Source organism: Bryocella sp., from assembly GCF_058498515.1.
Genome location: NZ_JBMHYI010000021.1, coordinates 21,934 through 41,904, shown reverse-complemented (window position 1 = coordinate 41,904; position 19,971 = coordinate 21,934). Strand labels below are relative to the sequence as shown.

The window sequence follows — 19,971 nt, the reverse complement described above, 5'->3', positions numbered from 1 at the left end:
CGTCAACTCTCTCGCATGGCATAGCGACTCGCGCACGTTCAAACGCTTCACGCAGCCTCAGCTCGCTGCGAATCCCTAATCTCCCTGCTCAACGTTCTCCAGCGGAGGCTCACCCGGAGGGAAGTGGCGCAACACGCGGGATGCAGTTTCACCGATATGGTGGAAGTCGTCGGCACAGGTCTTCACCAGGCCCTGCGCCACCCGGACAACAGGTCCCCACGTCTCAATGTCGCCGCTGGAGATGAGCTGCGTCATCGCCACGCCAACGGCAGTCGTGCTCAATGTGCTCACATTGCGTAGATTGTCCGTGGCATCCTGCACGGCCATGGCGGCGGCTTGCGCCACATAATTGAAGGCCTTCGCCGAACCCGTTTCCCAGGTTGCGACGGGAATGGAAACAACTGACCTCACTTCATGGATCGCGTCCAGAATCTGTGGATTGACGGTTAGCGTATCGGTCATGCCCTGACTCCTGAGTGAATTGGCTGATCTCGGCCTCATGCCAGCCTATCTCGGCACAGAGGCAAGGGGCTACGGTTGCTGCGGGTCTTCGGAACAGGGCTCGCCCTGCGCTTCAGAATCGCTGTCACACGGCACGAAGTAGGTTGCCACCGGAACCTTTCCTGCCGCGCCAGTGAAGAGTTTGCTCACTGGCGTGCAACCAGGATTGGTCACCACCAGCCGATAGACGCCTGACGGTACTAGCGAGTTAACCCGTAGCGTGAATCCCTGAGGCTTGATCTGGCCGAGCACGCTATGGTCCATGGCATTGCCATCCAGATCTTCTAACGAGCGCGTGTGATCCGGATGAATATGTTTGCCAACCACCTGAAAAACGTTCTGGGCGGTAGGAATCACTGCCTCGATCTTTGGAGTCACCGTACCGACGGTCAGCTCGACGCGGTTCGAGGCCTGTCCCCCTGTGTTCTGCACCTGAACAGTGAACAAGCCATTCGCAGGGAAGAGATAGCTGAATGTGACAGTTGGAGCTTCGCCATCTTCTCCCCCAGCAAGCGTCAGCTGCTCCTGTCCAGAGAGCGTGGCCATCAACTCATCCTTCTGTCGAATGAGAATGGACAGGCCCGACTTGTGGTAGTTCGTGCCTGTAATGGTGAACTCCGTCAACTCGTTGACCGGCACGGTCACCGGCGTCACGGCGATCTTCGGAGGCGTCATCAAAGGTATAGGCGGCATCGCGGTTGGCGACTTCAGCATCCGCGCACACGCGGCAATGACAGAGGCGTTGCTGGCCATCTGCGCATTGTGCTGGTTAGTCACCGCGTTATACATCGCCATTCCGATGGTCTCAGCCATCAGCGTATCCAGCATGCCCTTGGTCTCTGATGGCGCATGCCCGACGACGTGCGTCATCACCTGCGTGACAGAGTCCGTGATCTGGCTGTTGACGTTGCCTTCCAATGCCATGGAACACCTCGAGTTACATCGCGCGCCGGTTAGCCAGCAAGCGCTTTGGCTCCAGCGATAGCCAGGTCGGCCAGCACCAGCCCCAAAGCCGCGAGCTCAATCTGCTGACATCCCTGCTGCGCCTGGGCTGCGTTGTACATCACCAGGCCAATCGATTGCGCCCCGGCGGCGTACGTGAATCCCATCGTCAGTTGCGCCGACTGCTCGGCGTTGATGGGCATCGGTCTGGGCTTGCTCTTAGGCACAATCCCTCCCAGCAACCGCGGACAGAAACCCCGCGGCGTTGCATGCCAACTGTAGAGCGCCGACGGGCGCGCTGCTCTTCCGCAGATTGCGGCGCACGTGCCCGCCGGCGCAGGTCCTCACTCAGGCATTGAGGATGGTCTTGGTCGCGTCCCCGGTCGTAGCCGTGTCGATCGAGTAGAGCGTGGCCACTCCCATCACGGTTGCCGCCTGGGCCGTAATGTTGTTCTGCTGTTGCGCCGTGGTCGCGTTGTGCGCCGCGTTCGCCAGCGCCTGCGCGGTCGCCTGGTACAGGTTGGCCATGGCCATTGCGGGCGCATCGGCCAACACTTTCACATTGGCCTGGGTTACGGCGTCGGTGATCTGGTTGTTTACGGAAGTCGGAAATGCCATGATCGTCTCTCCAGTTGGAATTGAAGTAGTTGCCTGATTTCATCTTTCTCAGCAGCAGAACAAAAACGTCAGCAACTGAGCAAACTTTCTGAGCCTGCGCCAGTTCAGCTCTTCAGGATGGCCGCCGTTGCCATGCCCGTCGTCGCCGTATCCAGCGAGTACAGCGTCGTTACACCCATCACCGTGGCTGCCTGCGCCGTCACCATGTTCTGCTGCTGACTGGTGGTGGCATTGTGCGCCGCATTGGACAGTGCCTGCGCCGTCGCCTGGTACAGGTTGCCGAGCGCCATGGAAGGCGCTACGCCAAGAACTTCCAGGTTCGCTTGCGTCACCGAATCGGTGATCTGGTTGTTGACTGCGGTTGGAAATGCCATCTTCGTCTCCTGGTGGGTGAAGGGGCCTGCATCTAGACTCGGATGCGCTAACCCTACGTGAGTTCCTGACTGGTAACTTGGACGAAATTACTATCTTCCGAACTGCTGCTCCGTCCCCGCACCAGAGTTTTCGCCGTATAAGAGCAGGTACATCGCTCCGTTTCGGCACCGCTCTACTTTTTCGCTGGTGGTTGCTGAGCCAGAATGATGGAACATGCTGTCGTTGCCACTGCGATCGTTACGGTGCTGCCCTGCTGCTGCAACACGGTTGCGTTGTTTGCTGCCAGGCCCATGGCGGAAGCCACCATTTGATACAACAGCGTCGCCGCCATTGCCGGTGACGCACCCAAAGTGCTCACCGCACTCTGCGACACCGTATCCGTGATCTGGTTATTGACTGACGTCGGATAGGCCATCAGCCGAAACTCGATGGGAAATTCGTCGCTACGGCGGTTGCGGCCGTACATACCGCGGAAAACTGCTTGATTGCGTTCGATCCGAGCTTCTGCGCTTCCTTGATTACATCCGTTCCTTTTCCGTTCCCGATGATCACCATGGCCATGCCGATGCCCGCGGCCGTCGAACTGATCGTGCTCATGCTGCGCAGGCAGTCAGTCGCGTCCTGGATAGCAATCGCGGCCGACTGCGCCACTGCGTTGTAGGCTCTGCCGGCAGCCGCCAGCCGGATCTGCGAGGCGTTCACCGGTTACCTTCGCTGGCCGCTGCAGCGCCCGGGGTGTCTTGCGGCTGCGGCCTGGAGCCCTCCGGGTTGGCTTCGGACGACGTCTTCGCCGGCGCCTGGCCCATGGCAAGCGCGATCGCCTCCTGGACGCTCTGGCCCGTGCGTCCCACGCCGACCACCGCATCTTCATTGACCCGCTGCGCGGCTGCTCCTGGATCGCCGGTGCCGACATGCTCCCGCACAAACAACCGCCCGCTCTGCTGGATGATGGATTGCGCTTCCCGCACTGAGCTGCGCACGTGACGATTGGCTTCCGCGAGCCGCGTCGCCGGTGAGAGTCCCCTCCCATCGCGGCTGGGGGGGATGATCTCGCCCACCGGCGCGTGCGCCTTCGGCGGAGGAGGAGCCGCGATCGGCACACCCGTCGCCTGCGTCGCCGCCGCGCCGCCTGCTGCCTGATTCGTCGCGAGTTCGGTGAACCGGCGCAAATTTGCCCGGACCAACTCCTGCCGCGCCGCTGAAGGGGAAAGCCGTCCGCGCACCGGACCGCGTGCCCGTACCTTACGCCGGATAATCATCGCTCCTCCTCCGTTTCGCACTTAGCCACAGACACACGTCCACGGCGCCATCACGTGGCGATTGCGCATTGCCGCTATCCCGGACGGGGTACTACATCCCAGCTGGATAGGACGACAAGCCGAGCACATGCTCAATCTTCCCGGTGCCACTGCCCGTCGTGCCTGTCCCCAGGCTATAGAGCGTCGTCACACCCTGAACGTTCGCAGCCTGCGACGTCGTTACGGACTGCTGCTGCTGCGTGGTGGCGTTGTGCGCCGCGTTCGAAAGGGCCTGGGACGTCGCGATGTAGAGGTTGCCCATCCCCATCGCAGGCGCGTCACCCAGCACCTTCAGGTTGGCCTGCGTTACAGCGTCTGTGATCTGGTTATTGATCGAAGTCGGAAACATGGAGCTCCTTTCACTGTTCGGCTAACTAGGTTAAGGTCTCGCTCGTAACGAGCGGCGTGCCGCAGTCGGGTTAGAGTCCGCGCGGGGGCGGCGGCGTCAGGATCTCGTCCGTCGCCATGGCCGTCGTCGCCGTGTCGATGGAGTACAGCGTTGTGACACCCATCGTGGTCGCGGCCTGCGCCGTGATCGAGTTTTGCTGCTGCCCGGTCGTCGCATTGTGTGCCGCATTCGCCAACGCCTGAGCCGTTGCCTGGTACAGGTTGGCCAGAGCCATTGCTGGCGCATCCGCCAGCACCTTCACATTGGCCTGGGTTACGGAATCTGTGATCTGGTCATTGACTGAAGTTGGAAACGCCATGCTCTTTCTCCTTTGCGGTACACATCCCCCTTTCCGCGACAATTGCCGCAAGTGAGGTTTGTGGGTAGATCGTCAGTGGGTGACATGAGGTGTTACTCAGCCCTATCGCTGTCCTTCCTCGTCAACCTAAGTCACGTTCGCGATGGAGACTTGGATGAACTTACGATTCGCTTCTGGTTCTAGATAAGGCATACGGCAGGACTTACGATGCTCAAGCTGCAAGCCCGATGGAGTGGAGCGATTCGTCACTCCGCTCCTCACTTCGGTTCCCTGCTCGGCTCCACGCTCGGCGCCTCGTCATCACCCGCGCTTGACCATGCGCTGCAGCTTCTTCTCTCGTCCGCGCGAAGGAGAGGCTGTTTGCACGTCCTGCTCACGTTGCATGTCATCCTTCACCACGCTCTCCTCGCCCCTTGCCGGCCCAGGGGTTTGCGGGGCCGGCGCGTTCCATGGCAGCGGGTAAGGAGCGGGCCCGATCTTCATCGCCCACTCGCGCTCGCGCTCACTCACAGCCAACAACTGCTTCAATATTTCTTCCGTCGCATGCACGGCTGCCGCAACTACGGGCGGGATAGGACTCGGCTCCACAGGCACTAGCTGCGTCCTCGCCGGGCCAGGCGCCTTCCGTTTCTTCTTCGCAGCGCGTCCCCGGTTGAACGTCACGCTACTCCCCGTCCCCAGCGACTCTATCCTGCCGAGCAAGCACACGACGGCCTCGCCTCATGAATGGGCATTCGTCAGGCGAGGCCATATAAGTCTTGCCGAGCGCAGGCGCTTAGACAGCGCAGCTGAGAGTTACCGTGTTCTTGCTTCTCGCCAGGGAGAACAAGTCGCCCCCTTCGACCAGGATCCACTGCGGAACACCCTCGTCAGAAGCCTGGCCGGTCAACACCATCGTCGCGCGCGCCTTGTTGTCCACCAGCACGCGGATGGTGTCCCCAATGTCGAACTGATTCTGTTCGCGCTGCATCGAGGCCGGCGCGAGACGAAAGTAGTTGCCTGAGTCCAGGAAACTCCAAGTCTGGAACTGCAGCCCCGCGTTATTCGCCCACGTAAACCAGAAGTTATACATGTCCATGTCCTCTTTCTCAAACGGAGTTCGTGAGAGAGTGAGCAGCATCGCAGCGAGTCCCGGCCGTCTCACCGTCCTCTCCCATGGACACTACGCCGTCGCCCCAGACTCGACTCGGTCGAAATTACGATTCCTGCGTGTCGAAAGCCGGTTGCGTTGCTGCAATGGGAATCCGCTCCAAGACCTGGAACGCTTCCGTAGCCCTCGACGGAAACAGCGCTATTGGAAGGCACCCGGGTGTAAGTTCTGAAGTCGAAACGACCCATCCCCCAGAGGCACTTCGATCAATTTCGCGGCGGCTGTGCTGGTCGATGAGGTTCCGCATCCGTAGCGCTGCTAGAAGCAATCAACCCGAGCTACAGCTACGTCGCAGCCCCGAACCGGATGTAGAGCCAGGTAAGCCAGCCTCGTAGAGGACGATGGCCACGGAACGGAGTCGACAGTGAGTGCCTTCTTGAGGACCTCGCCGAATGCTGCAGACCACTTGGACATCCTATGAGTAGGGCCCTGCCAGAGGGTCCTGCGATGCGTGGTATGCGCCCGAGTATTGATATAGCAACAGACTCGCCGTGACATTCGTCACATCGCAGGTGGGCCGCGGCTGCAAGCATTCATGGAGTGGGGATTGGCGTTTGGGAAACATTGTGATGTGAACCCGATGTGAGACGTGGAATGAAGCTCTCTGTTCCAGAATGACTCACACCTTGGTTCGACGAAGCAAAATCCAACGTCGCCATTCATTGCCGCGCGACAGCAGCGGATCGAACTCCTGGAAGGGTGCTGAACTTGAAAGATGATGGATTTGCCTCGTTAGAGGCAAGATTGGGCCTGTCCCGAAGGACATTTCTTCAGTTTTGCGTTGGTATGGCCGCGACGATGGGCTTGCCTAAGGGCGCGGAAGCGGCAATAGCGACTGCTATTGTGGCGAAGCGCCGGCCACCGGTGATCTGGCTGCACTTTGCGGAGTGCACGGGCTGCACGGAGTCGATGCTGGTTTCAGAGCATCCGACGATCGACAAGCTGATGCTTGAGATCATTTCTCTCGACTATCACGAGACTCTGTTTGCGGGCGCTGGCCACCAAGCCGAGGCAGCCAGACGAGCCTCGATGGAAGCAAACAAAGGGAAGTATGTGCTGGTCGTCGAGGGAGCGATTCCCGCCAAAGATAATGGCATTTACTGCAAAGTCGGCGGACAGACCGCCGTCGAGATACTCAAGGAATGCGCGAAGGATGCCGCGGCGGTGATCGCGATTGGCTCCTGTGCTTCGTGGGGCGGTATGCCTGCTACGGGGCCGAATCCGACGGGCTGCGTGGGAGTGAGCGACATCCTGCATCAGCCGGTCGTAAATATTCCAGGATGCCCACCTAACCCGTATAACTTCCTGTCTACGGTGGTTCACTTCATCACCTATGGTAAATTTCCGGCGCTGGATAAAGAGGGCCGCCCGAAGTTTGCTTATTCCAGGCTTGTCCACGAGAACTGTGAGCGGCGTCCGCACTTTGATGCTGGGCGTTTTGCGCAAGATTTCGGCGACGCGGGACATCGTTCAGGATGGTGCCTCTACAAGCTCGGCTGTAAAGGGCCCGAGACTTATGCGAACTGCCCGTCGATCCTATTTGGCGACGCTGGCAGTGGGAGTTGGCCTGTCGGCACAGGGCATCCTTGCATCGGCTGCACGCAGAAGGGCATTGGGTTTGAAAAGCCGATCCACTCCCTGGCGACTATTCAGTTCATTACTCCACCGGCTTCGTATCCGCAGATTATTGAGCAGCAGGGCCATGGTGTGAGTGTGGCTTCGGCGGCGGTGGTGGCTGGAGTTGCGGGCCTGGCCATTGGAGCTGCAGCTGCGATGGCGAACAACCTCGGCAAGGGAAGCAAGCCAGAGCCTCCATACGACGGAAAGGAGTAAACGTCATGTGTGTTACTCGACGAAACTTCCTGCTGCGATCGGCTACGAGTGGAGCTGCTGCCTTGTGTGCAGCGGCCTCCGCACGACCCGCCTCGGCTGAGACTCGCGAAGAGAAGACCATGCCTCCGAAGGCGCTGGGGCTGCTCTTCGATGCTACGTTGTGTATCGGTTGCAAGGCTTGCGTGACGGCCTGCCGCGAGGCGAATCACACGCATCCTGAATTCAGCACCAAGGATAAGTTGTGGGACACGCCGCTTGACCTCACGGCGGATACGCTGACGGTGATCAAGGCGTACTCCGAAGGCGAAGGAACACAAAAGGATCAAGAGGAGAACGGGTATGAGTTCGTCAAGAAGTCGTGCCTGCACTGCGTCGATCCATCATGCGTGTCGGTGTGCCCGGTTACGGCGATGACGAAGGACCCGCAGACGGGCATCGTGAGTTACAACGTGGACAGGTGCATTGGCTGCCGCTATTGCGTGGCTGCTTGCCCGTTCGGTGTGCCTCGCTTTGACTATGTGGACAGGTTCCCGCGGCTTCGCAAGTGCGAGTTATGCAAGGAGCGGCTGGCGGTGGGCGAGATCCCGGCGTGTGCGGAGGTGTGTCCTACCGGGGCTACGTTGTTTGGAACGGTGAAGGAGTTGAGTGCGGAAGCGGACCGGCGTCATGAGATGAAGCCTGGCGAGCGAGCCTTCTTCCCGCGCAAAACGGTTGATTCCACCGACGTGCATGAGAAGCCCGCACCCCACTACGTGAAAGAGACATACGGCGAGACGCAGGTGGGCGGCACGCAGGTGAAGCTGTTAGCGGGTGTTCCCTTCGACAAACTGGGCTATCCGGAGCTGCCGGACAAGTCCTACGTGGCGACATCGGAGACCATTCAGCACACGCTGTACAAGGGCATGATCGCGCCCGCATTACTGTTCGGAACGTTCCTGCTGCGCACGCGGATCTCCGCGAAGCATGAGGAGAACGATGCAGAAGATGAGGGCAAAGACGAGCAGCATGGAAAGGATCAGCGATGAGGATGAAGCAGCTGGGTGGGCCATACCTCACCAAGACATCGACGATTGCAGCGACCATGGTGGGAATCCTGGGGATCCTGGTTGTTGTGCGTCTTTGCTTTGGCCTGCGGTCTGTGACCAATCTGAACGACGGCACCACATGGGGTCTTTGGCTGGCTTATGACGTGGTCGCGGGCACGGCGGTGGCGTGCGGCGGCTATGCGGTGGCGCTGGTTGTGTACATACTGAACAAAGGCGAGTATCACCCGCTGGTGCGTCCCGCGGTGCTTGCAAGTATGTTCGGCTATGCGCTGGGCGGATTTTCGGTACTGATCGATATCAGCCGCTGGTGGAACTTCTGGCACATTCTTTGGCCGGGCTACTTCAATCTCAACTCGGTGATGATCGAAGTAGCGCTATGCATCAGTGCGTACTCGACCATCCTGATCCTCGAGTTTGCTCCTGCTGTTGTGGAGCGGGTGGTGGAGTGGACTGGATATCGCGGCGGACCGCTGCATGAGCTGACGCGAAAGGTGGAGAAGGTTCTCAACAAGGTGTTGTTTGTCTTCATCGCGTTAGGAATCACGCTGCCGACCATGCATCAGTCGTCGCTGGGCACGATGCTGATCCCGTTCGGGCGGCTCGTCAATCCGCTGTGGCAGACGCCGGTTCTTCCGCTGCTCTTCTTACTGACTGCACTGGTGACTGGATATGGGATTGTGATGCTTGAGGCGACGCTGGTATCCGATAGGTTCTCGCGTCCCTCGGAAGCGCACATCCTCGCGGGTCTCTCGCGCTACATGATGGTGCTGGTGGCGGCATTCCTGGTGGTGCGCTGGGGCGAGTTGATCTACCACGAGAAGCTGCAGTACATCTTCACCTCGGGCGGCCTGGGATTCGCGTTTCTCGTGGAAAACATTCTGTACGTGACTCCGGTGGTCTTGTTATGGCCGCGTGGACGGCGCGCGAGTCCGCAGTTCCAGTTTATTTCCGCATTGTGCATCCTGGCGGGAAGCATTCTCTACCGCATGGATAGCTACCTGATTGCGTATCACCGCGCAGGCTGGCATTACTTTCCTTCGGTTTCGGAGCTGTTGATCACGTTCGGCATGATTGCCGTGGAAGTGCTCGGCTACGTCCTGATCGTCAAGTTCTTCCCCATTCTTGAAATTCCGTCCATGGGAACCGCCAACGCGGCCCTGGCAAGCAAGTAGGAGCAGTCATGAGAAAGCGAATCACAATCGACCCGGTTACACGCATCGAAGGACACCTTCGCATCGACGTTGAGGTTGAGGATGGCAAGGTTGCGAAGTCCTGGGCGTCGGGCCAGATGTGGCGTGGCATCGAGCAGATCGTGCTTGATCGCGATCCACGGGATGCGTGGGCGATCGTGCAGCGCATCTGCGGCGTGTGCACAACGGTTCATGCCATCAGTTCGGTGCGGGCGGTGGAAGATGCGCTGAAGCTCGAGATTCCGCTGAACGCACAATACATCCGCAACATGATGTTGAGTGCGCATACGCTGCACGATTACATCGTCCACTTCTATCAGCTCTCCGCGCTGGATTGGGTCGATGTGGTGTCAGCGCTGAAGGGCAGCCCTGCGGGCGCCAGCCGTTTCGCAGAGAGCCTTTCCGATTGGGAGGGCAACAGCCACGCAGTGATGGTCGATACCCAGGAAAAGCTAAAGACGTTTGTGGGTTCCGGACAGCTTGGTGTCTTCACGAACGGCTATTGGGGGCACCCCGCGATGAAGCTTTCGCCCGATGCGAACCTGATGGCGGTGACGCATTATCTGCAAGCTCTGGAAGCGCAACGCTGGGCCAACAAGATTGTCAGCACGCTGGGCTCAAAGACGCCGCATATTCAGAACCTTGCTGTAGGCGGTGTCTCCAACCCGATCGCTACGGACAGCCAGAGTGTGCTGACGATGGAGCGGCTGCTCCAGATTAAAGAAAATATCGATAAGATCGGTTCCTTCCTGCATAACTGCTATTTCTCCGATGTGGCTGCGATCGCGGCAACCTATCCCGAGTGGCTGACCCTGGGAGCTGGAAATAATGACTTCCTGTCCACTCCGGAGATGCCTACCGATACCACGGGCACACAGTTCATGCGGGCGGGTGGCTTTATTCCGAACGGCAATCTCGCGGAGTACCATCCGATCTCGCGCTTCGGCGATCCGTATCTTACTGGCGGCGTTGCAGAGGCGGTGAAGCATGCCTGGTACACGTATAAGGATGACGCGAGCAAGCTGGAGCCATGGAAGGGCGAAACGACGCCCTCTTATACGGACTTCCAGGATGAGGGGAAATACAGCTGGATCAAGTCGCCGACGTTCTATGGAAAGCCCACACAGGTGGGTCCCATTGCCGCAGTGCTGGCTGGCCTGGCGGTGGGAGATCAGACCTATGGCATGTATCTCAATCGCCTGAGCGATAAGGTGCAGGCTCTCTCTGGAAGCCCGCTGAAGGTTGCGGCGTTGAACTCGACTGTTGGTCGCCATGCCGCACGACTGCTTCGCGCCTGCGTGCTGTATGAGGACCTGAAGGCTAACTGGCAGCTGCTCATGGACAATATCGGCAAGGGAGATATGACGACGTTCAATCATCCAACCTTTCCGAAGAGCGAGATCATGGGCGTTGGCCAAGTCGAGGCACCACGTGGGCTGCTATCGCATTGGGTCGTCATTCGCGATGGGCGCATCGCCAACTATCAGGCAGTGGTTCCGTCGACGTGGCTTGCGGCGCCCAAAAACGACAAGGGGCAGCCGGCCAGTTATGAGATTGCTCTTATGGGCACTCCTGTGGCCGATACCGAGCAGCCGCTGGAGGTCTTGCGGACCATTCACTCTTTCGATCCATGTCTCGCCTGCGCGGTGCACCTTACCGATACAGAACATGAAACCACCGTTCATGTCAGGGCGCTCTAGATGCACCGCTCGGTGAGCGAAGGGAATGGCATGAGTGATGCATCGACCATGCAGGGCAGATCGAACCGGGTGATGGTGCTTGGGATCGGCAATGTGCTGATGAGCGATGAGGGCGTGGGGTGCCATGCCATCAAGAGGCTCATCGAGCGGTACGACATTCCCGATGAGGTGGAGATCCTGGATGGTGGGACCACCGGCATGGAGCTGCTGCCGCTGCTTGAGGAAGTCGACGAACTGATTGTGGTCGATGCGGTGCGATGCGGAAAACCACCGGCGTCGATTGTGCTTCTCGAAGGCTCCCAGGTTCCGGTGTATTTCAAGACGAAGATTTCGCCACACCAGGTGGGGCTGTCGGATGTTCTTGCGTCGCTGGCCTTCAAGGGTTCAGCCCCGCGCCGCGTTGTCTTGATCGGGGTGCAGCCTTTGACGCTGGACCTCGCGATGGAGCTTTCCCCCGAGGTGGAGGCGCGGCTGGATGACGTTGCGAGCATGATCGCGGTCGAGCTGGCGAAGAGTGAAGTCCCTGCCCGGCTGCGGGCCTGAGAGGCGCGACGATGTGCATGACGATTCCATCGCGAGTGCTTTCCATCGCCGGACAGATGGCAACGGTGGAGAGCTTCGGTATTCAACGCACGGTCAGCATCCTGCTGATGTCGGAACCGCTGGACGTGGGCGACTATGTGACCATCATGGCGGGCGCATACATCATCGAAAAGATACCGCAGGAAATGGCACTGGAATCGCTGGCGTACCTGGAGTCCGTGCTCGATGAGCCGTTGGACGAATCATTCGATGAATCACTCGACGAATCAGAAGATGGCTGCGCACCATGAGTGGTGTGCATGCGGCTCAACGCGGCATAGATATCGCCGTGACCACCGCAGGCGATTCTATCGTTGAGGTCGCCATTGCGAATCATCGTCCGTTGGGGCTCGCCTCCTCTCTCATCGGCAATGCGCCTGACGAGGCTCTAAGACGCATCACCCAGCTCTTCTCAATCTGCCGCATCGCGCAGGGCATTGCCGGCTGCATGGCCGTCGAACGGGCCCTCGGACTGACCGTTGCCCCATCGCATCAGGCGGCACGGCAGCTTCTGATCAAGGGCGAGACGGTCGTCGAGCACGCTACGTGTGCGCTATTGAGCTGGCCGGCGTTGATGGGAGAGAGGCCAACGGAGCTTGAGGCGCTGAGGCTCCTGCGCACCAGCCTCGGGGATTTATGGCGAGCGGTGTATCCCGATGGCGACTGGATGCATCCTGGCGGAGGCCGACTCGCCCCGGACAAAGCGGCTATACAGTCAAAGCTGATCGCCGCGACGACGGCGCTACAGCAGGCGGGGCTTTCTGCGCAGCCCAATGGCCGAGGCCTGCAGGACGCGCTCGTGGAATCCGGGCCGACTGCCAGGCTACTGCGTATGCTTCAAGAGGAAGCATTGGCGGGATATGGGGTCAGTAGCATGGCGCTTCTCGGTCCTCTCGAGGACAATATGCTGGAGCAACAACTTGCATCCGACGAGAATGGATCCTATGCCGCCCGGCCCGAGTTGCAGGGAGCTCCGCGAGAGACAGGGCCGCTATCCCATCGGATCAGCGAACCGCTTCTGCAAACGGTTGTCAGCAGACATGGGCGCGGTCTTGCCGCGCGCTTTCTCGCCCAATCCATCGATAGTGCGCGCTGCATGGAAGAGATGGAAGCTCTTGGCGCAGGCATCTGTGCCGTTGCCCCGCAAGGATTCGTCAGCGGCGAGGGTAGCGGCATCGGAGTCGTCGAGGCTGCCAGAGGGCGCCTCGCACATCGTGTGGAGATAGCCGAAGGCTGTGTACAGCGCTACCAGATCGTGGCGCCCACGGAATGGAACTTCCACCCTCAGGGAGCCTTCGCTCGCGGCCTTACGGAGAACCGTGCGGCAATTCCGCCCGAACGCCTGGCACACCTGATGATCGCAGCCCTCGACCCTTGTGTGGCCTGCCAACTTACGATGAATAACCACAATACCCTGCCGTGAGTTCTCGACCCGCGCCGGCATTCCGGTCACGGCCGATTGCCGAGCTCCCGCCAGTGATGAGAATGGTGTTGCTGGTGGACTTACTTTCCGGGAATCTCATGGTCGCAATCGTAAAAAGAGCGGGACTTGTACACGCCGTTGTCTGTACTGGGGCGAGTTCGTTCCGCTGCTCGACGGACACGATGCCTTCGCTTCAAACGGAAGTATGGCTTCCCGAAGGTCAGGTTCCACTGGAAGTGAGCGATCAGCCGGACACGATAGGAAAGGCGCGCACGGTGCTGGTCTGGCGCGACAACGAGTTGCGTTTCCACATCGTGATGCGAGCAGGTCTACCGACGTCTACATGTAGGAGATGCCTGAGGGCGTGCGCGCCACCGTGGGCTCATTCACCGGGCGCTGCAGGACACGATTGAAGAAGCTGGCATCGAAAGGCAAGATGCGACCGCTGGCCGTCGCCGAATCTACGGCGATTGTGAATTGATGGGCAGCAAATTCAGAGGAAAGTCAGCCGAAGCGTGGCGCTTCAGAGAGGAGATGGAGACGACTGACATGGCTTGGCTGCAAGGCAGTTTGAAATTTGCTGCCAAACGTTTGGAAGGGGGTTCCGCGAAGTTGTTGAGATATTTGGTGGACCTGATCGGGATCGAACCGATGACCTCTTCCATGCCATAATGTGCGTCGACGTCTAAGTTATTGACGGTACGGCATTTATTAGTCGGCAAAACCGGCAAAACTGGCCCAGTCGGCAGTATTTGCTACCAAAATGCTACCAAATTCAACTACGGGTAATCGGGCTGATCCGTGGGCGGACAGCCCGATTGATTGTGATATACGACCACACCCATGTCCCAGAAGAAGTTGCCCATGAGGTTCTCAACTGTTGGTCTCCCTCACCTGAGGGGAGAACTCGTTGAAGGCATGAGAATCGTCGATTGAACGGCAACGATATTGGATCGATCCCAGCCCTTAGTTTCCTCGGCAAACTCCGCACTCCCCATATACCGCCGAACGACCTCGCCCGGATCTTCGCCCTCCGGATAGGAGACCAGCACAAAAGCCTGTGGCTCGGCGCTGTCCTTTGCGGTCCAGATGCCGTGGGGCTCAATCCCAAATAGTGGAAAGCTATCGAGATGGCTGGGGTAAACCTGGTTCATGTAGATGTCGAGCGCCTCTCGGTCCCGCAAGGTGTATTGGCGAAGTTCAAACGTCCTCATGGATGGCTCCTTGCTTCAACGACTTGGGTTGCGAATTGACTGGTCGTCAGCCAGGGTTGCTGGACAACGACCGGGCAGCGTTGGCTTAGAGAATGTTGATCAGAAACAGGCCCGTGATAACCATGACCGTGAAGGTCACTCCATGGATCGTGAAGGCTGCCTGCTTCGAACCGCCGGAGCCCAGCACGTTCGACATATCGCCGAATGCGGTGAGGGATTCAACGAGAAGGGCTATTCCCACGGTCCGAGGATTCGTCGTAAGCATCAGGGTCAGGACAACCAAACCGGAAACGATATCCCGAATGCCCTTGAGGCGTAGCCAAGCTCGCGTGTCAGGATCAGGCGAGGGCAGCTTGAGGCCGAAGGAGCCTGTCATCTTTTCAGGGGAGGCGATGTAGAGACTGCCAATGATGATGATACCGACCGCGAGGAGGGCGGTGATGGAAAGCGGGATCGTGGTGTGCATGATGTATCTCCTTTAGAAAATCTAGCAACGCTATAAAAGACGCAGGATGAACTCGGAACGATTCAGGATTACGCAACATTTTCTAGCAGTGCTAGTATTGGTTAATGGAAACGACAGCGGCCCCAAGCCGGATTGCGGAAAGGAAACTGCGCGACCGGGAGGCGCGACGAAGGCAGATCATCAGTGCGGCGCGCCGCATTGCAGAGACGGAGGGCTGGCCCAACGTGACCGTCCGGCGCTTGTCCGATGAAATCTCGTACAGCCAACCTGTCTTGTATGCTCACTTCGGAAGCCGCGAAGGCATCCTCGCCGCAGTTGCTCTCGAAGGGTTTCACGAACTGGGCGTTGTCTTAGAAAAGGCACAAAAGCGTGCGAAGGATGACGATGCGGTAGAAGCATTCGCGTCCGCATACCTGGCGTTCGCGTCGTCGTCGTCGGCATTGTATGAAGTGATGTTTTCGCTCAGTCTGGCCGTACCCTTCGCAGACCCTGCGACTCCAGCGGAGTTGCAGTTCGCCTTTGCGCAGCTCATGGAGCTGTTTAAGAGCCAAGGTTCGAAGTCTGAGCTTCTCTCGGAAATCTTTTGGGCAAGCCTCCACGGCCTTGCCGAGCTCACCAGAACCAAACGACTTCCACGCAGCCGGCAGAAAGAGCGTATGAAGACCCTCGTCGAGCTCTTTACCTGTTCCGATGAACGAAAGTCACAGTTGTAGGGGGTTATCCGAGCTTGCGTTGAAGCGTGTCCGCCTGTTCCACAAACTTTTGCGGATTGCTCTTCTCCAGCTGACTGAGGTTCTGGTGCTTCCAACGAATGCCTGGCAACAATGCGAGATGGGGAATGCCCAACAGATTCCATTCGGGTCTGTTTTGTACGAGTGAAATCAGGAAGCGGCGCTCGTCGTCATCCAGGCCTCTCTGTAGTTGGTCGAAAAGTTCTTCGCGGACTGCAAGTAGGCTTGGAAGTGGAACGGTCTCAGTCGTCATACCCTTGAACGTCCGTTCATAGTCTTGGGTGATGTCTCGCTGTGTGGGGAATAACACCTCGTGAACAGGACGATTATGGCTCGCAAGGTACGCGACGAAGGCACGACGGATTCGGGGTGTGATCCCTTCATGGGCAAGAAGCTGCATTACATCGAACAAGTCACGCGGGTGCTGGCGATCCATCGCGGCGACCAGTTGCCTCCATAGATATCTTCCATGGACGCCATCGGAAGTTCCAAATCGGAGAGAAGAAGGTCCTGGGCGGCCTTCGTCAACGAGGCTCTTTGGATCGGGTAAAGAGTGCTGAGTTTGGCAACTTGGCTTGGCCCACTTCGGCGGTTTGTTTTGGCCCACCCCTGGGACGTTGATGTTGAGGGAGTTGGGTTCTGCTGGAGCGTAGCCCGGAGGGCGTAGCGGAAGCAGAACCTAACTCCCAGGGCTTACTCTTTCGTCTTCTTACGCAAGGTTCTACGGAAGCGATAGGACTCCGAGCCGGTCTCGATGATGTGTGCCTGGTCGGTGAGCCGATCAAGCACTGCCTTACAGAGCCGGGCGTTGGTGAAGACCTGAGGCCACTCTGAGAAGGGGAGGTTAGTGGTTACGATGATGGCCGCCTTCTCGGCTCTCTCTGCGATCACCTGGAAGAGCAGTTCAGCAGCGACTTCGGCAAGCGGCACATAGCCGAGTTCATCGATGACGATCAGCTCCACACGAGACCAGCGTGCCAGCATCCGGCTCAGGCTCTGTTCCCGTTGTGCTTCGACAAGCTGGTTGACCAGCGCGGCGGCAGTGGTGAAGCGCACTCGCTTGCGTTGACGGCAGGCAGCGATCGCCAGGCCGGTGGCAAGATGACTCTTGCCTGTACCTGGATCACCAACCAGTAGGACCGGCTCGGCGCGTTCGAGGTAGCCGCCTTCGGCCAGGGCGCGGATGCGGGCGGCGGGGATGTGCGGCGACTGAGCGAAGTCGAACTCCTCGAGCGTCTTGATCCTGGGCAGGTGCGCCTCCTTCATCCTCAACTCGATGCTGCGTCGTTCCCGGTCTTCCATCTCCGACTGGAGCAGGGCTTCGAGATAGTGCAGATGCGAGTGCTTGCGCTGGGCGGCTTCTTCGGCAAGCGATGCGAACTGCGCACCGACGGATGGCAGTCGCAGCGCCTTGCAGTTCTGAGCGATACTTGCGATCTGGAGGCTCATACCTGCACCGCCTGTAACAGCCGGTCGTACTCGATCATGGTCGGCAGCGGGCGTTCATACGCGGACAGCGGACCGATCTCGATCGGCTCGCCAACGGTGTGCTGCAACTGATCGGACATGAGCAGATGGCGGATCGCAGCAACGTCTTCGCAGCCCAGATCGAGTGCCTGCTCTACGGCAGCCGTCAGGCTCTCATAGCCGAACTCGCGACCCATGCGGATGAGCGTCACCATGGCACGGGTGCCTGGCTGACGTCCTTGCCGCTCGATCATCCGCTGCCAGATCCAGTCATAGCTCTCAGGCCAACGGCCCTGTGCTCGCCACTGCGCCAGCGGCGTCGACCCGCGCAACGCTCCGGGCTTCCGGTCCAGCACGTCGAGGTAGTGTTCCAGATCGAAGATCTTCTGCAATCGGCTGTAACAGCGTTCGTGGCTGGCGATCCGGCTGCCATGGTGCCGGAACTCGACCGTGCAGGAATAGACACGTGCTTCAACGATCGAGCCCGGCTTCAACGGCACGGAGTAGGAGTTCGTCCGCACCTTCGCGCATCCCGTCTGGTCGACGCGTGGGAAGCTGACCTCGGCCAGATCGAAGGGCTCGGTGGCCAGTGGCAGAAGATGCTCCTTCTCCGTCAGCAGCCGGGCTCCGACACACTCGGTATGGCCTGACATGATCCGGGCCTCATCGGCGCGGCAGTCTTCCAGCAGCTTCCGGTTCAACGCCTGAAGATCGGCGGCTACCGGCACAGGAACCCAGTGGTTGCGGCGGAAGTAGCCAACTTCGCCCTCCACACCGCCCTTCTCATGGCCTTCACCTGGGGTGCAGAACTCGGCCTGGTAATGCCAGTGCGAACGGAACGCGATGAACCGTGCCGTCAACTCACGCTGCTGACCGCGCAGTATCTTCTTCACCGCACTCGACAGGTTATCGTAGCGAAGCCGCCGGAAGACGCCTTCGAAATACTCGAAGGCAAGTTCGTGCGCTTCCAGAAAAGCCTGCTGCGTCGCACATGGATAGGCCCGATGAAAGGCCGCACCGCTCGCCATCGAGCGCATCTCGAAAACCTGTAGCTTGATCCGTTCACCGTCCAGATCGGCATACGCTTCGTACCAATCGACCTGCGCCTCGACGCCCCAGTCGTAGCTCTGCGGAACGAACACCTCGTGTTCAGCCAGACCCAGAGCCTGCTTGCGCCGCTCTACATACTGCCGAACAGTTCGCTCGGCTGGCGTGCATCCTGGGATCTCGGCACGGATGCGGTCATAGATCCGCCGCGATGTGTGGCGCTGCTTGCGCGGAGCCTTGCGGTCCAACTCCAAAATCGAGTCGATCAATGACACCGCCAGTGCCATCTTCACAGCTGGACGTTCCGTCTTCTTCCGCTGAGTAGGAACTGCGTTGCGCACCGCCTCACGCACCATGCGCCGGTGCACGCCCAACTTCCGCGCCACACCAATCACCGACCCAACGCCGAACTCATACTCCCGACGAATCTGCTCGTATAACTCCACCTTGGCTCTCCAATCCAACTCGCCCTCCGCCTCTCATATCACTGAGAAACAGAGTAGAGTTCGCACTGCCCAAGGGTGGGCCAACTTAAACCGCCGTACTGGGCCAATTTAGAGTGCCAGAATCAAGTGCCTCGCATCACGAAATTGGCTTCGATCTTCACCTCAATGCCACCACGACGAACAAGCAGTTTGGTTTCGCTTCCGTCGGCAGTTGCGGTGGCTCGGGTTTGAAACCCGTTGGCCTGCAGGCGCTCGGCAGTCTGTCGAAGAGCTTCCGTGATCTGGGTCAGCGCTTGCGTTCGGGGTAGTGTGTAGTCGGGGAAGACGAGATCGAGGTCGACCGACAGTCGGGGCATATCTCGCAGAAAAAGATTGATCGCTGTGCCACCCTTCAGAGCGAATGCCTGCCCTTCGAAGACGAAGGGTGCAACCTGCGTCATCATGCGTGCGATGTCTATGTAGACCTGGTTCATGGCTTGAGCACCAAGAGTCCATCGGGCGACTGCCCTACCCAAGCACGCTTGCTGCCGGTGGGAAGCGTTTTCGGATCGAGTTTGGCAGCCCAAGGCAAGGAGAGTTCTTGGCCGAGCTGCAAGCAGAGTCGTACAGTCTTCACGTTGGAGCAGTTTGAGAGCAATTTGCGGAGAACGTCGGCTCGGAACGTGTAGGTACTCTCCATGAGCTCTCGCACCTCCTGTAGAGGTTGGCGCACCCCCACTTCGCTCAAGAGTTCAAGCAAAGCGCGTTCCGGTGCAGAGGTCTGTGGAGCGTCCGCGATGCTCTCAAAAGGCGCGACGTACATCAACCCGGTAGCGTCCTCAGTAAAGATCCTCTTTTGGTGATAATCAGCGGGAAACGCTGCAAGAACCAGCTTGGTAGTTTCGTTGAGGTTGAGCCGTACAGATGCAACGTGGAGTTCTGCTCAACGTAATGCCGAACTTTGTACCAATCCAGCGCAGACTTTCCACCCACGTGCAGTCCCTTGATGCTTCGCTCCAGGAGTCGTAACGCGGGGTAAAGAGACAGGGCTTCCCCCGGACGAGAAAAGACACCCCGGGCCAAGCGATCGAGCCACCCGGCGCGAACATAGTGAACGGCGAGGTCCGCCGATATTCCCAAGCCTGAAAGATCCTGGGAAGTCAGAGGAGTTCCTTGGGGATAGTGAGCATAGAGCCTTTTTAGTTTGCTCTCCATAATCGTATCCTCGCTACGATTATGCTCATAAAGTGAAATAC

28 protein-coding genes are annotated in these 19,971 nt (G+C 59.0%); 8 read left to right on the top strand and 20 right to left on the bottom strand.

Going from position 1 to position 19,971, the window contains the following annotated elements; translation table 11 throughout:
• Window positions 1-75: 75 nt before the first annotated feature.
• The 12 genes from AC5E6W_RS06205 to AC5E6W_RS06150 form a co-directional block, all read right to left on the bottom strand.
• Window positions 76-462, bottom strand: a complete 387-nt coding sequence (locus tag AC5E6W_RS06205; RefSeq protein ID WP_491751396.1) for a hypothetical protein — start codon at window positions 460-462, stop codon at window positions 76-78.
• Window positions 463-531: 69 nt separating this feature from the next.
• Window positions 532-1,425 (bottom strand): RebB family R body protein, encoded by an 894-nt coding sequence (locus AC5E6W_RS06200; protein ID WP_491751395.1) that lies wholly within the window; start codon window positions 1,423-1,425, stop codon window positions 532-534.
• Window positions 1,426-1,454: 29 nt separating this feature from the next.
• Window positions 1,455-1,670 carry a hypothetical protein gene (locus AC5E6W_RS06195; protein ID WP_491751394.1) on the bottom strand — a complete coding sequence of 72 codons (216 nt, stop codon included), beginning with the start codon at window positions 1,668-1,670 and terminating at the stop codon, window positions 1,455-1,457.
• 121 nt (window positions 1,671-1,791) lie between these two features.
• Window positions 1,792-2,061: a RebB family R body protein gene (locus AC5E6W_RS06190; protein ID WP_491751393.1), complete on the bottom strand. Its 270-nt coding sequence runs from the start codon at window positions 2,059-2,061 to the stop codon at window positions 1,792-1,794.
• Window positions 2,062-2,165: 104 nt separating this feature from the next.
• Window positions 2,166-2,435: a RebB family R body protein gene (locus tag AC5E6W_RS06185; protein ID WP_491751392.1), complete on the bottom strand. Its 270-nt coding sequence runs from the start codon at window positions 2,433-2,435 to the stop codon at window positions 2,166-2,168.
• A gap of 173 nt (window positions 2,436-2,608) precedes the next feature.
• Complete coding sequence (locus AC5E6W_RS06180; protein ID WP_491751391.1) at window positions 2,609-2,851, bottom strand: RebB family R body protein; 243 nt, start codon at window positions 2,849-2,851, stop codon at window positions 2,609-2,611.
• Window positions 2,851-3,138, bottom strand: a complete 288-nt coding sequence (locus AC5E6W_RS06175; protein WP_491751390.1) for a hypothetical protein — start codon at window positions 3,136-3,138, stop codon at window positions 2,851-2,853. Before AC5E6W_RS06175 ends, AC5E6W_RS06180 begins: the two co-directional genes overlap by 1 nt.
• Window positions 3,135-3,605 (bottom strand): hypothetical protein, encoded by a 471-nt coding sequence (locus tag AC5E6W_RS06170; protein WP_491751389.1) that lies wholly within the window; start codon window positions 3,603-3,605, stop codon window positions 3,135-3,137. The genes AC5E6W_RS06175 and AC5E6W_RS06170 overlap by 4 nt, the downstream gene beginning before the upstream one ends.
• 181 nt (window positions 3,606-3,786) lie before the next feature.
• Window positions 3,787-4,083: a RebB family R body protein gene (locus AC5E6W_RS06165; RefSeq protein WP_491751388.1), complete on the bottom strand. Its 297-nt coding sequence runs from the start codon at window positions 4,081-4,083 to the stop codon at window positions 3,787-3,789.
• Between the two features lie 70 nt (window positions 4,084-4,153).
• Window positions 4,154-4,441 carry a RebB family R body protein gene (locus AC5E6W_RS06160; protein WP_491751387.1) on the bottom strand — a complete coding sequence of 96 codons (288 nt, stop codon included), beginning with the start codon at window positions 4,439-4,441 and terminating at the stop codon, window positions 4,154-4,156.
• Window positions 4,442-4,741: 300 nt separating this feature from the next.
• Window positions 4,742-4,969 carry a hypothetical protein gene (locus AC5E6W_RS06155; protein ID WP_491751386.1) on the bottom strand — a complete coding sequence of 76 codons (228 nt, stop codon included), beginning with the start codon at window positions 4,967-4,969 and terminating at the stop codon, window positions 4,742-4,744.
• A 247-nt stretch (window positions 4,970-5,216) separates the two neighbouring features.
• Window positions 5,217-5,585 (bottom strand): hypothetical protein, encoded by a 369-nt coding sequence (locus AC5E6W_RS06150; RefSeq protein ID WP_491751385.1) that lies wholly within the window; start codon window positions 5,583-5,585, stop codon window positions 5,217-5,219.
• A 714-nt stretch (window positions 5,586-6,299) separates the two neighbouring features.
• Here AC5E6W_RS06150 and AC5E6W_RS06145 point away from each other — a divergent pair.
• The 7 genes from AC5E6W_RS06145 to AC5E6W_RS06115 are packed head-to-tail and all read left to right on the top strand — an operon-like array spanning window position 6,300 to window position 13,365.
• Window positions 6,300-7,424, top strand: coding sequence for a hydrogenase small subunit (locus tag AC5E6W_RS06145; RefSeq protein WP_491751384.1), 1,125 nt, complete (start codon window positions 6,300-6,302; stop codon window positions 7,422-7,424).
• 5 nt (window positions 7,425-7,429) lie between these two features.
• On the top strand, window positions 7,430-8,449 hold the full coding sequence (hybA, locus tag AC5E6W_RS06140; RefSeq protein WP_491751383.1) for a hydrogenase 2 operon protein HybA: 1,020 nt from the start codon (window positions 7,430-7,432) through the stop codon (window positions 8,447-8,449).
• Complete coding sequence (hybB, locus tag AC5E6W_RS06135) at window positions 8,446-9,642, top strand: Ni/Fe-hydrogenase cytochrome b subunit (RefSeq protein ID WP_491751382.1); 1,197 nt, start codon at window positions 8,446-8,448, stop codon at window positions 9,640-9,642. Before hybA ends, hybB begins: the two co-directional genes overlap by 4 nt.
• 8 nt (window positions 9,643-9,650) lie before the next feature.
• Window positions 9,651-11,360 carry a nickel-dependent hydrogenase large subunit gene (locus AC5E6W_RS06130; RefSeq protein ID WP_491751381.1) on the top strand — a complete coding sequence of 570 codons (1,710 nt, stop codon included), beginning with the start codon at window positions 9,651-9,653 and terminating at the stop codon, window positions 11,358-11,360.
• 30 nt (window positions 11,361-11,390) lie between these two features.
• Window positions 11,391-11,903, top strand: coding sequence for a HyaD/HybD family hydrogenase maturation endopeptidase (locus AC5E6W_RS06125; protein ID WP_491751380.1), 513 nt, complete (start codon window positions 11,391-11,393; stop codon window positions 11,901-11,903).
• Between the two features lie 17 nt (window positions 11,904-11,920).
• The gene (locus tag AC5E6W_RS06120) at window positions 11,921-12,193 is read left to right on the top strand and encodes a HypC/HybG/HupF family hydrogenase formation chaperone (protein ID WP_491751379.1); all 273 of its coding nucleotides are present in this window, start codon (window positions 11,921-11,923) and stop codon (window positions 12,191-12,193) included.
• Window positions 12,190-13,365, top strand: a complete 1,176-nt coding sequence (locus tag AC5E6W_RS06115; protein WP_491751378.1) for a nickel-dependent hydrogenase large subunit — start codon at window positions 12,190-12,192, stop codon at window positions 13,363-13,365. Before AC5E6W_RS06120 ends, AC5E6W_RS06115 begins: the two co-directional genes overlap by 4 nt.
• 890 nt (window positions 13,366-14,255) lie before the next feature.
• On the opposite strand, the gene AC5E6W_RS06110 is transcribed toward AC5E6W_RS06115, so the two are convergent.
• Together AC5E6W_RS06110 and AC5E6W_RS06105 are read right to left on the bottom strand one after the other, a co-directional pair.
• Entirely contained in the window at window positions 14,256-14,579 is a 324-nt protein-coding gene (locus AC5E6W_RS06110) for an NIPSNAP family protein (protein WP_491751377.1), read from the bottom strand.
• 85 nt (window positions 14,580-14,664) lie between these two features.
• Window positions 14,665-15,045: a DUF4267 domain-containing protein gene (locus AC5E6W_RS06105; RefSeq protein ID WP_491751376.1), complete on the bottom strand. Its 381-nt coding sequence runs from the start codon at window positions 15,043-15,045 to the stop codon at window positions 14,665-14,667.
• A gap of 104 nt (window positions 15,046-15,149) precedes the next feature.
• On the opposite strand from AC5E6W_RS06105, the gene AC5E6W_RS06100 reads away from it, so the two are divergent.
• Window positions 15,150-15,758, top strand: a complete 609-nt coding sequence (locus AC5E6W_RS06100; RefSeq protein WP_491751375.1) for a TetR/AcrR family transcriptional regulator — start codon at window positions 15,150-15,152, stop codon at window positions 15,756-15,758.
• A gap of 4 nt (window positions 15,759-15,762) precedes the next feature.
• On the opposite strand, the gene AC5E6W_RS06095 is transcribed toward AC5E6W_RS06100, so the two are convergent.
• The 6 genes from AC5E6W_RS06095 to AC5E6W_RS06070 all read right to left on the bottom strand — a co-directional run bounded on the left by AC5E6W_RS06095 (window position 15,763) and on the right by AC5E6W_RS06070 (window position 19,930).
• Window positions 15,763-16,176 carry a hypothetical protein gene (locus AC5E6W_RS06095; protein WP_491751523.1) on the bottom strand — a complete coding sequence of 138 codons (414 nt, stop codon included), beginning with the start codon at window positions 16,174-16,176 and terminating at the stop codon, window positions 15,763-15,765.
• Between the two features lie 293 nt (window positions 16,177-16,469).
• Window positions 16,470-17,225, bottom strand: a complete 756-nt coding sequence (gene istB / locus AC5E6W_RS06090; protein ID WP_491751374.1) for an IS21-like element helper ATPase IstB — start codon at window positions 17,223-17,225, stop codon at window positions 16,470-16,472.
• Window positions 17,222-18,685 carry an IS21 family transposase gene (gene istA / locus AC5E6W_RS06085; protein WP_491751373.1) on the bottom strand — a complete coding sequence of 488 codons (1,464 nt, stop codon included), beginning with the start codon at window positions 18,683-18,685 and terminating at the stop codon, window positions 17,222-17,224. Before istA ends, istB begins: the two co-directional genes overlap by 4 nt.
• A 173-nt stretch (window positions 18,686-18,858) precedes the next feature.
• Window positions 18,859-19,209 (bottom strand): nucleotidyl transferase AbiEii/AbiGii toxin family protein, encoded by a 351-nt coding sequence (locus AC5E6W_RS06080; RefSeq protein WP_491751372.1) that lies wholly within the window; start codon window positions 19,207-19,209, stop codon window positions 18,859-18,861.
• A complete protein-coding gene (locus AC5E6W_RS06075; protein ID WP_491751522.1) occupies window positions 19,206-19,607 on the bottom strand; it encodes a type IV toxin-antitoxin system AbiEi family antitoxin domain-containing protein in 402 nt (133 codons plus the stop codon). The genes AC5E6W_RS06080 and AC5E6W_RS06075 overlap by 4 nt, the downstream gene beginning before the upstream one ends.
• Entirely contained in the window at window positions 19,538-19,930 is a 393-nt protein-coding gene (locus AC5E6W_RS06070; protein ID WP_491751371.1) for an AbiEi antitoxin N-terminal domain-containing protein, read from the bottom strand. Before AC5E6W_RS06070 ends, AC5E6W_RS06075 begins: the two co-directional genes overlap by 70 nt.
• Window positions 19,931-19,971: the final 41 nt, after the last annotated feature.

What these genes read in the sequence shown, in the direction of transcription:
- AC5E6W_RS06205 (WP_491751396.1), bottom strand. Translation starts at nt 462, where the DNA reads ATGACCGATACGCTAACCGTCAATCCACAGATTCTGGACGCGATCCAT.
- AC5E6W_RS06200 (WP_491751395.1), bottom strand. Translation starts at nt 1,425, where the DNA reads ATGGCATTGGAAGGCAACGTCAACAGCCAGATCACGGACTCTGTCACG.
- AC5E6W_RS06190 (WP_491751393.1), bottom strand. Translation starts at nt 2,061, where the DNA reads ATGGCATTTCCGACTTCCGTAAACAACCAGATCACCGACGCCGTAACC.
- AC5E6W_RS06185 (WP_491751392.1), bottom strand. Translation starts at nt 2,435, where the DNA reads ATGGCATTTCCAACCGCAGTCAACAACCAGATCACCGATTCGGTGACG.
- AC5E6W_RS06180 (WP_491751391.1), bottom strand. Translation starts at nt 2,851, where the DNA reads ATGGCCTATCCGACGTCAGTCAATAACCAGATCACGGATACGGTGTCG.
- AC5E6W_RS06165 (WP_491751388.1), bottom strand. Translation starts at nt 4,083, where the DNA reads ATGTTTCCGACTTCGATCAATAACCAGATCACAGACGCTGTAACGCAG.
- AC5E6W_RS06160 (WP_491751387.1), bottom strand. Translation starts at nt 4,441, where the DNA reads ATGGCGTTTCCAACTTCAGTCAATGACCAGATCACAGATTCCGTAACC.
- hybA (WP_491751383.1), top strand. Translation starts at nt 7,430, where the DNA reads ATGTGTGTTACTCGACGAAACTTCCTGCTGCGATCGGCTACGAGTGGA.
- hybB (WP_491751382.1), top strand. Translation starts at nt 8,446, where the DNA reads ATGAGGATGAAGCAGCTGGGTGGGCCATACCTCACCAAGACATCGACG.
- AC5E6W_RS06130 (WP_491751381.1), top strand. Translation starts at nt 9,651, where the DNA reads ATGAGAAAGCGAATCACAATCGACCCGGTTACACGCATCGAAGGACAC.
- AC5E6W_RS06125 (WP_491751380.1), top strand. Translation starts at nt 11,391, where the DNA reads ATGAGTGATGCATCGACCATGCAGGGCAGATCGAACCGGGTGATGGTG.
- AC5E6W_RS06120 (WP_491751379.1), top strand. Translation starts at nt 11,921, where the DNA reads ATGACGATTCCATCGCGAGTGCTTTCCATCGCCGGACAGATGGCAACG.
- AC5E6W_RS06115 (WP_491751378.1), top strand. Translation starts at nt 12,190, where the DNA reads ATGAGTGGTGTGCATGCGGCTCAACGCGGCATAGATATCGCCGTGACC.
- AC5E6W_RS06110 (WP_491751377.1), bottom strand. Translation starts at nt 14,579, where the DNA reads ATGAGGACGTTTGAACTTCGCCAATACACCTTGCGGGACCGAGAGGCG.
- AC5E6W_RS06105 (WP_491751376.1), bottom strand. Translation starts at nt 15,045, where the DNA reads ATGCACACCACGATCCCGCTTTCCATCACCGCCCTCCTCGCGGTCGGT.
- AC5E6W_RS06100 (WP_491751375.1), top strand. Translation starts at nt 15,150, where the DNA reads ATGGAAACGACAGCGGCCCCAAGCCGGATTGCGGAAAGGAAACTGCGC.
- AC5E6W_RS06095 (WP_491751523.1), bottom strand. Translation starts at nt 16,176, where the DNA reads ATGCAGCTTCTTGCCCATGAAGGGATCACACCCCGAATCCGTCGTGCC.
- istB (WP_491751374.1), bottom strand. Translation starts at nt 17,225, where the DNA reads ATGAGCCTCCAGATCGCAAGTATCGCTCAGAACTGCAAGGCGCTGCGA.
- AC5E6W_RS06080 (WP_491751372.1), bottom strand. Translation starts at nt 19,209, where the DNA reads ATGAACCAGGTCTACATAGACATCGCACGCATGATGACGCAGGTTGCA.
- AC5E6W_RS06070 (WP_491751371.1), bottom strand. Translation starts at nt 19,930, where the DNA reads ATGGAGAGCAAACTAAAAAGGCTCTATGCTCACTATCCCCAAGGAACT.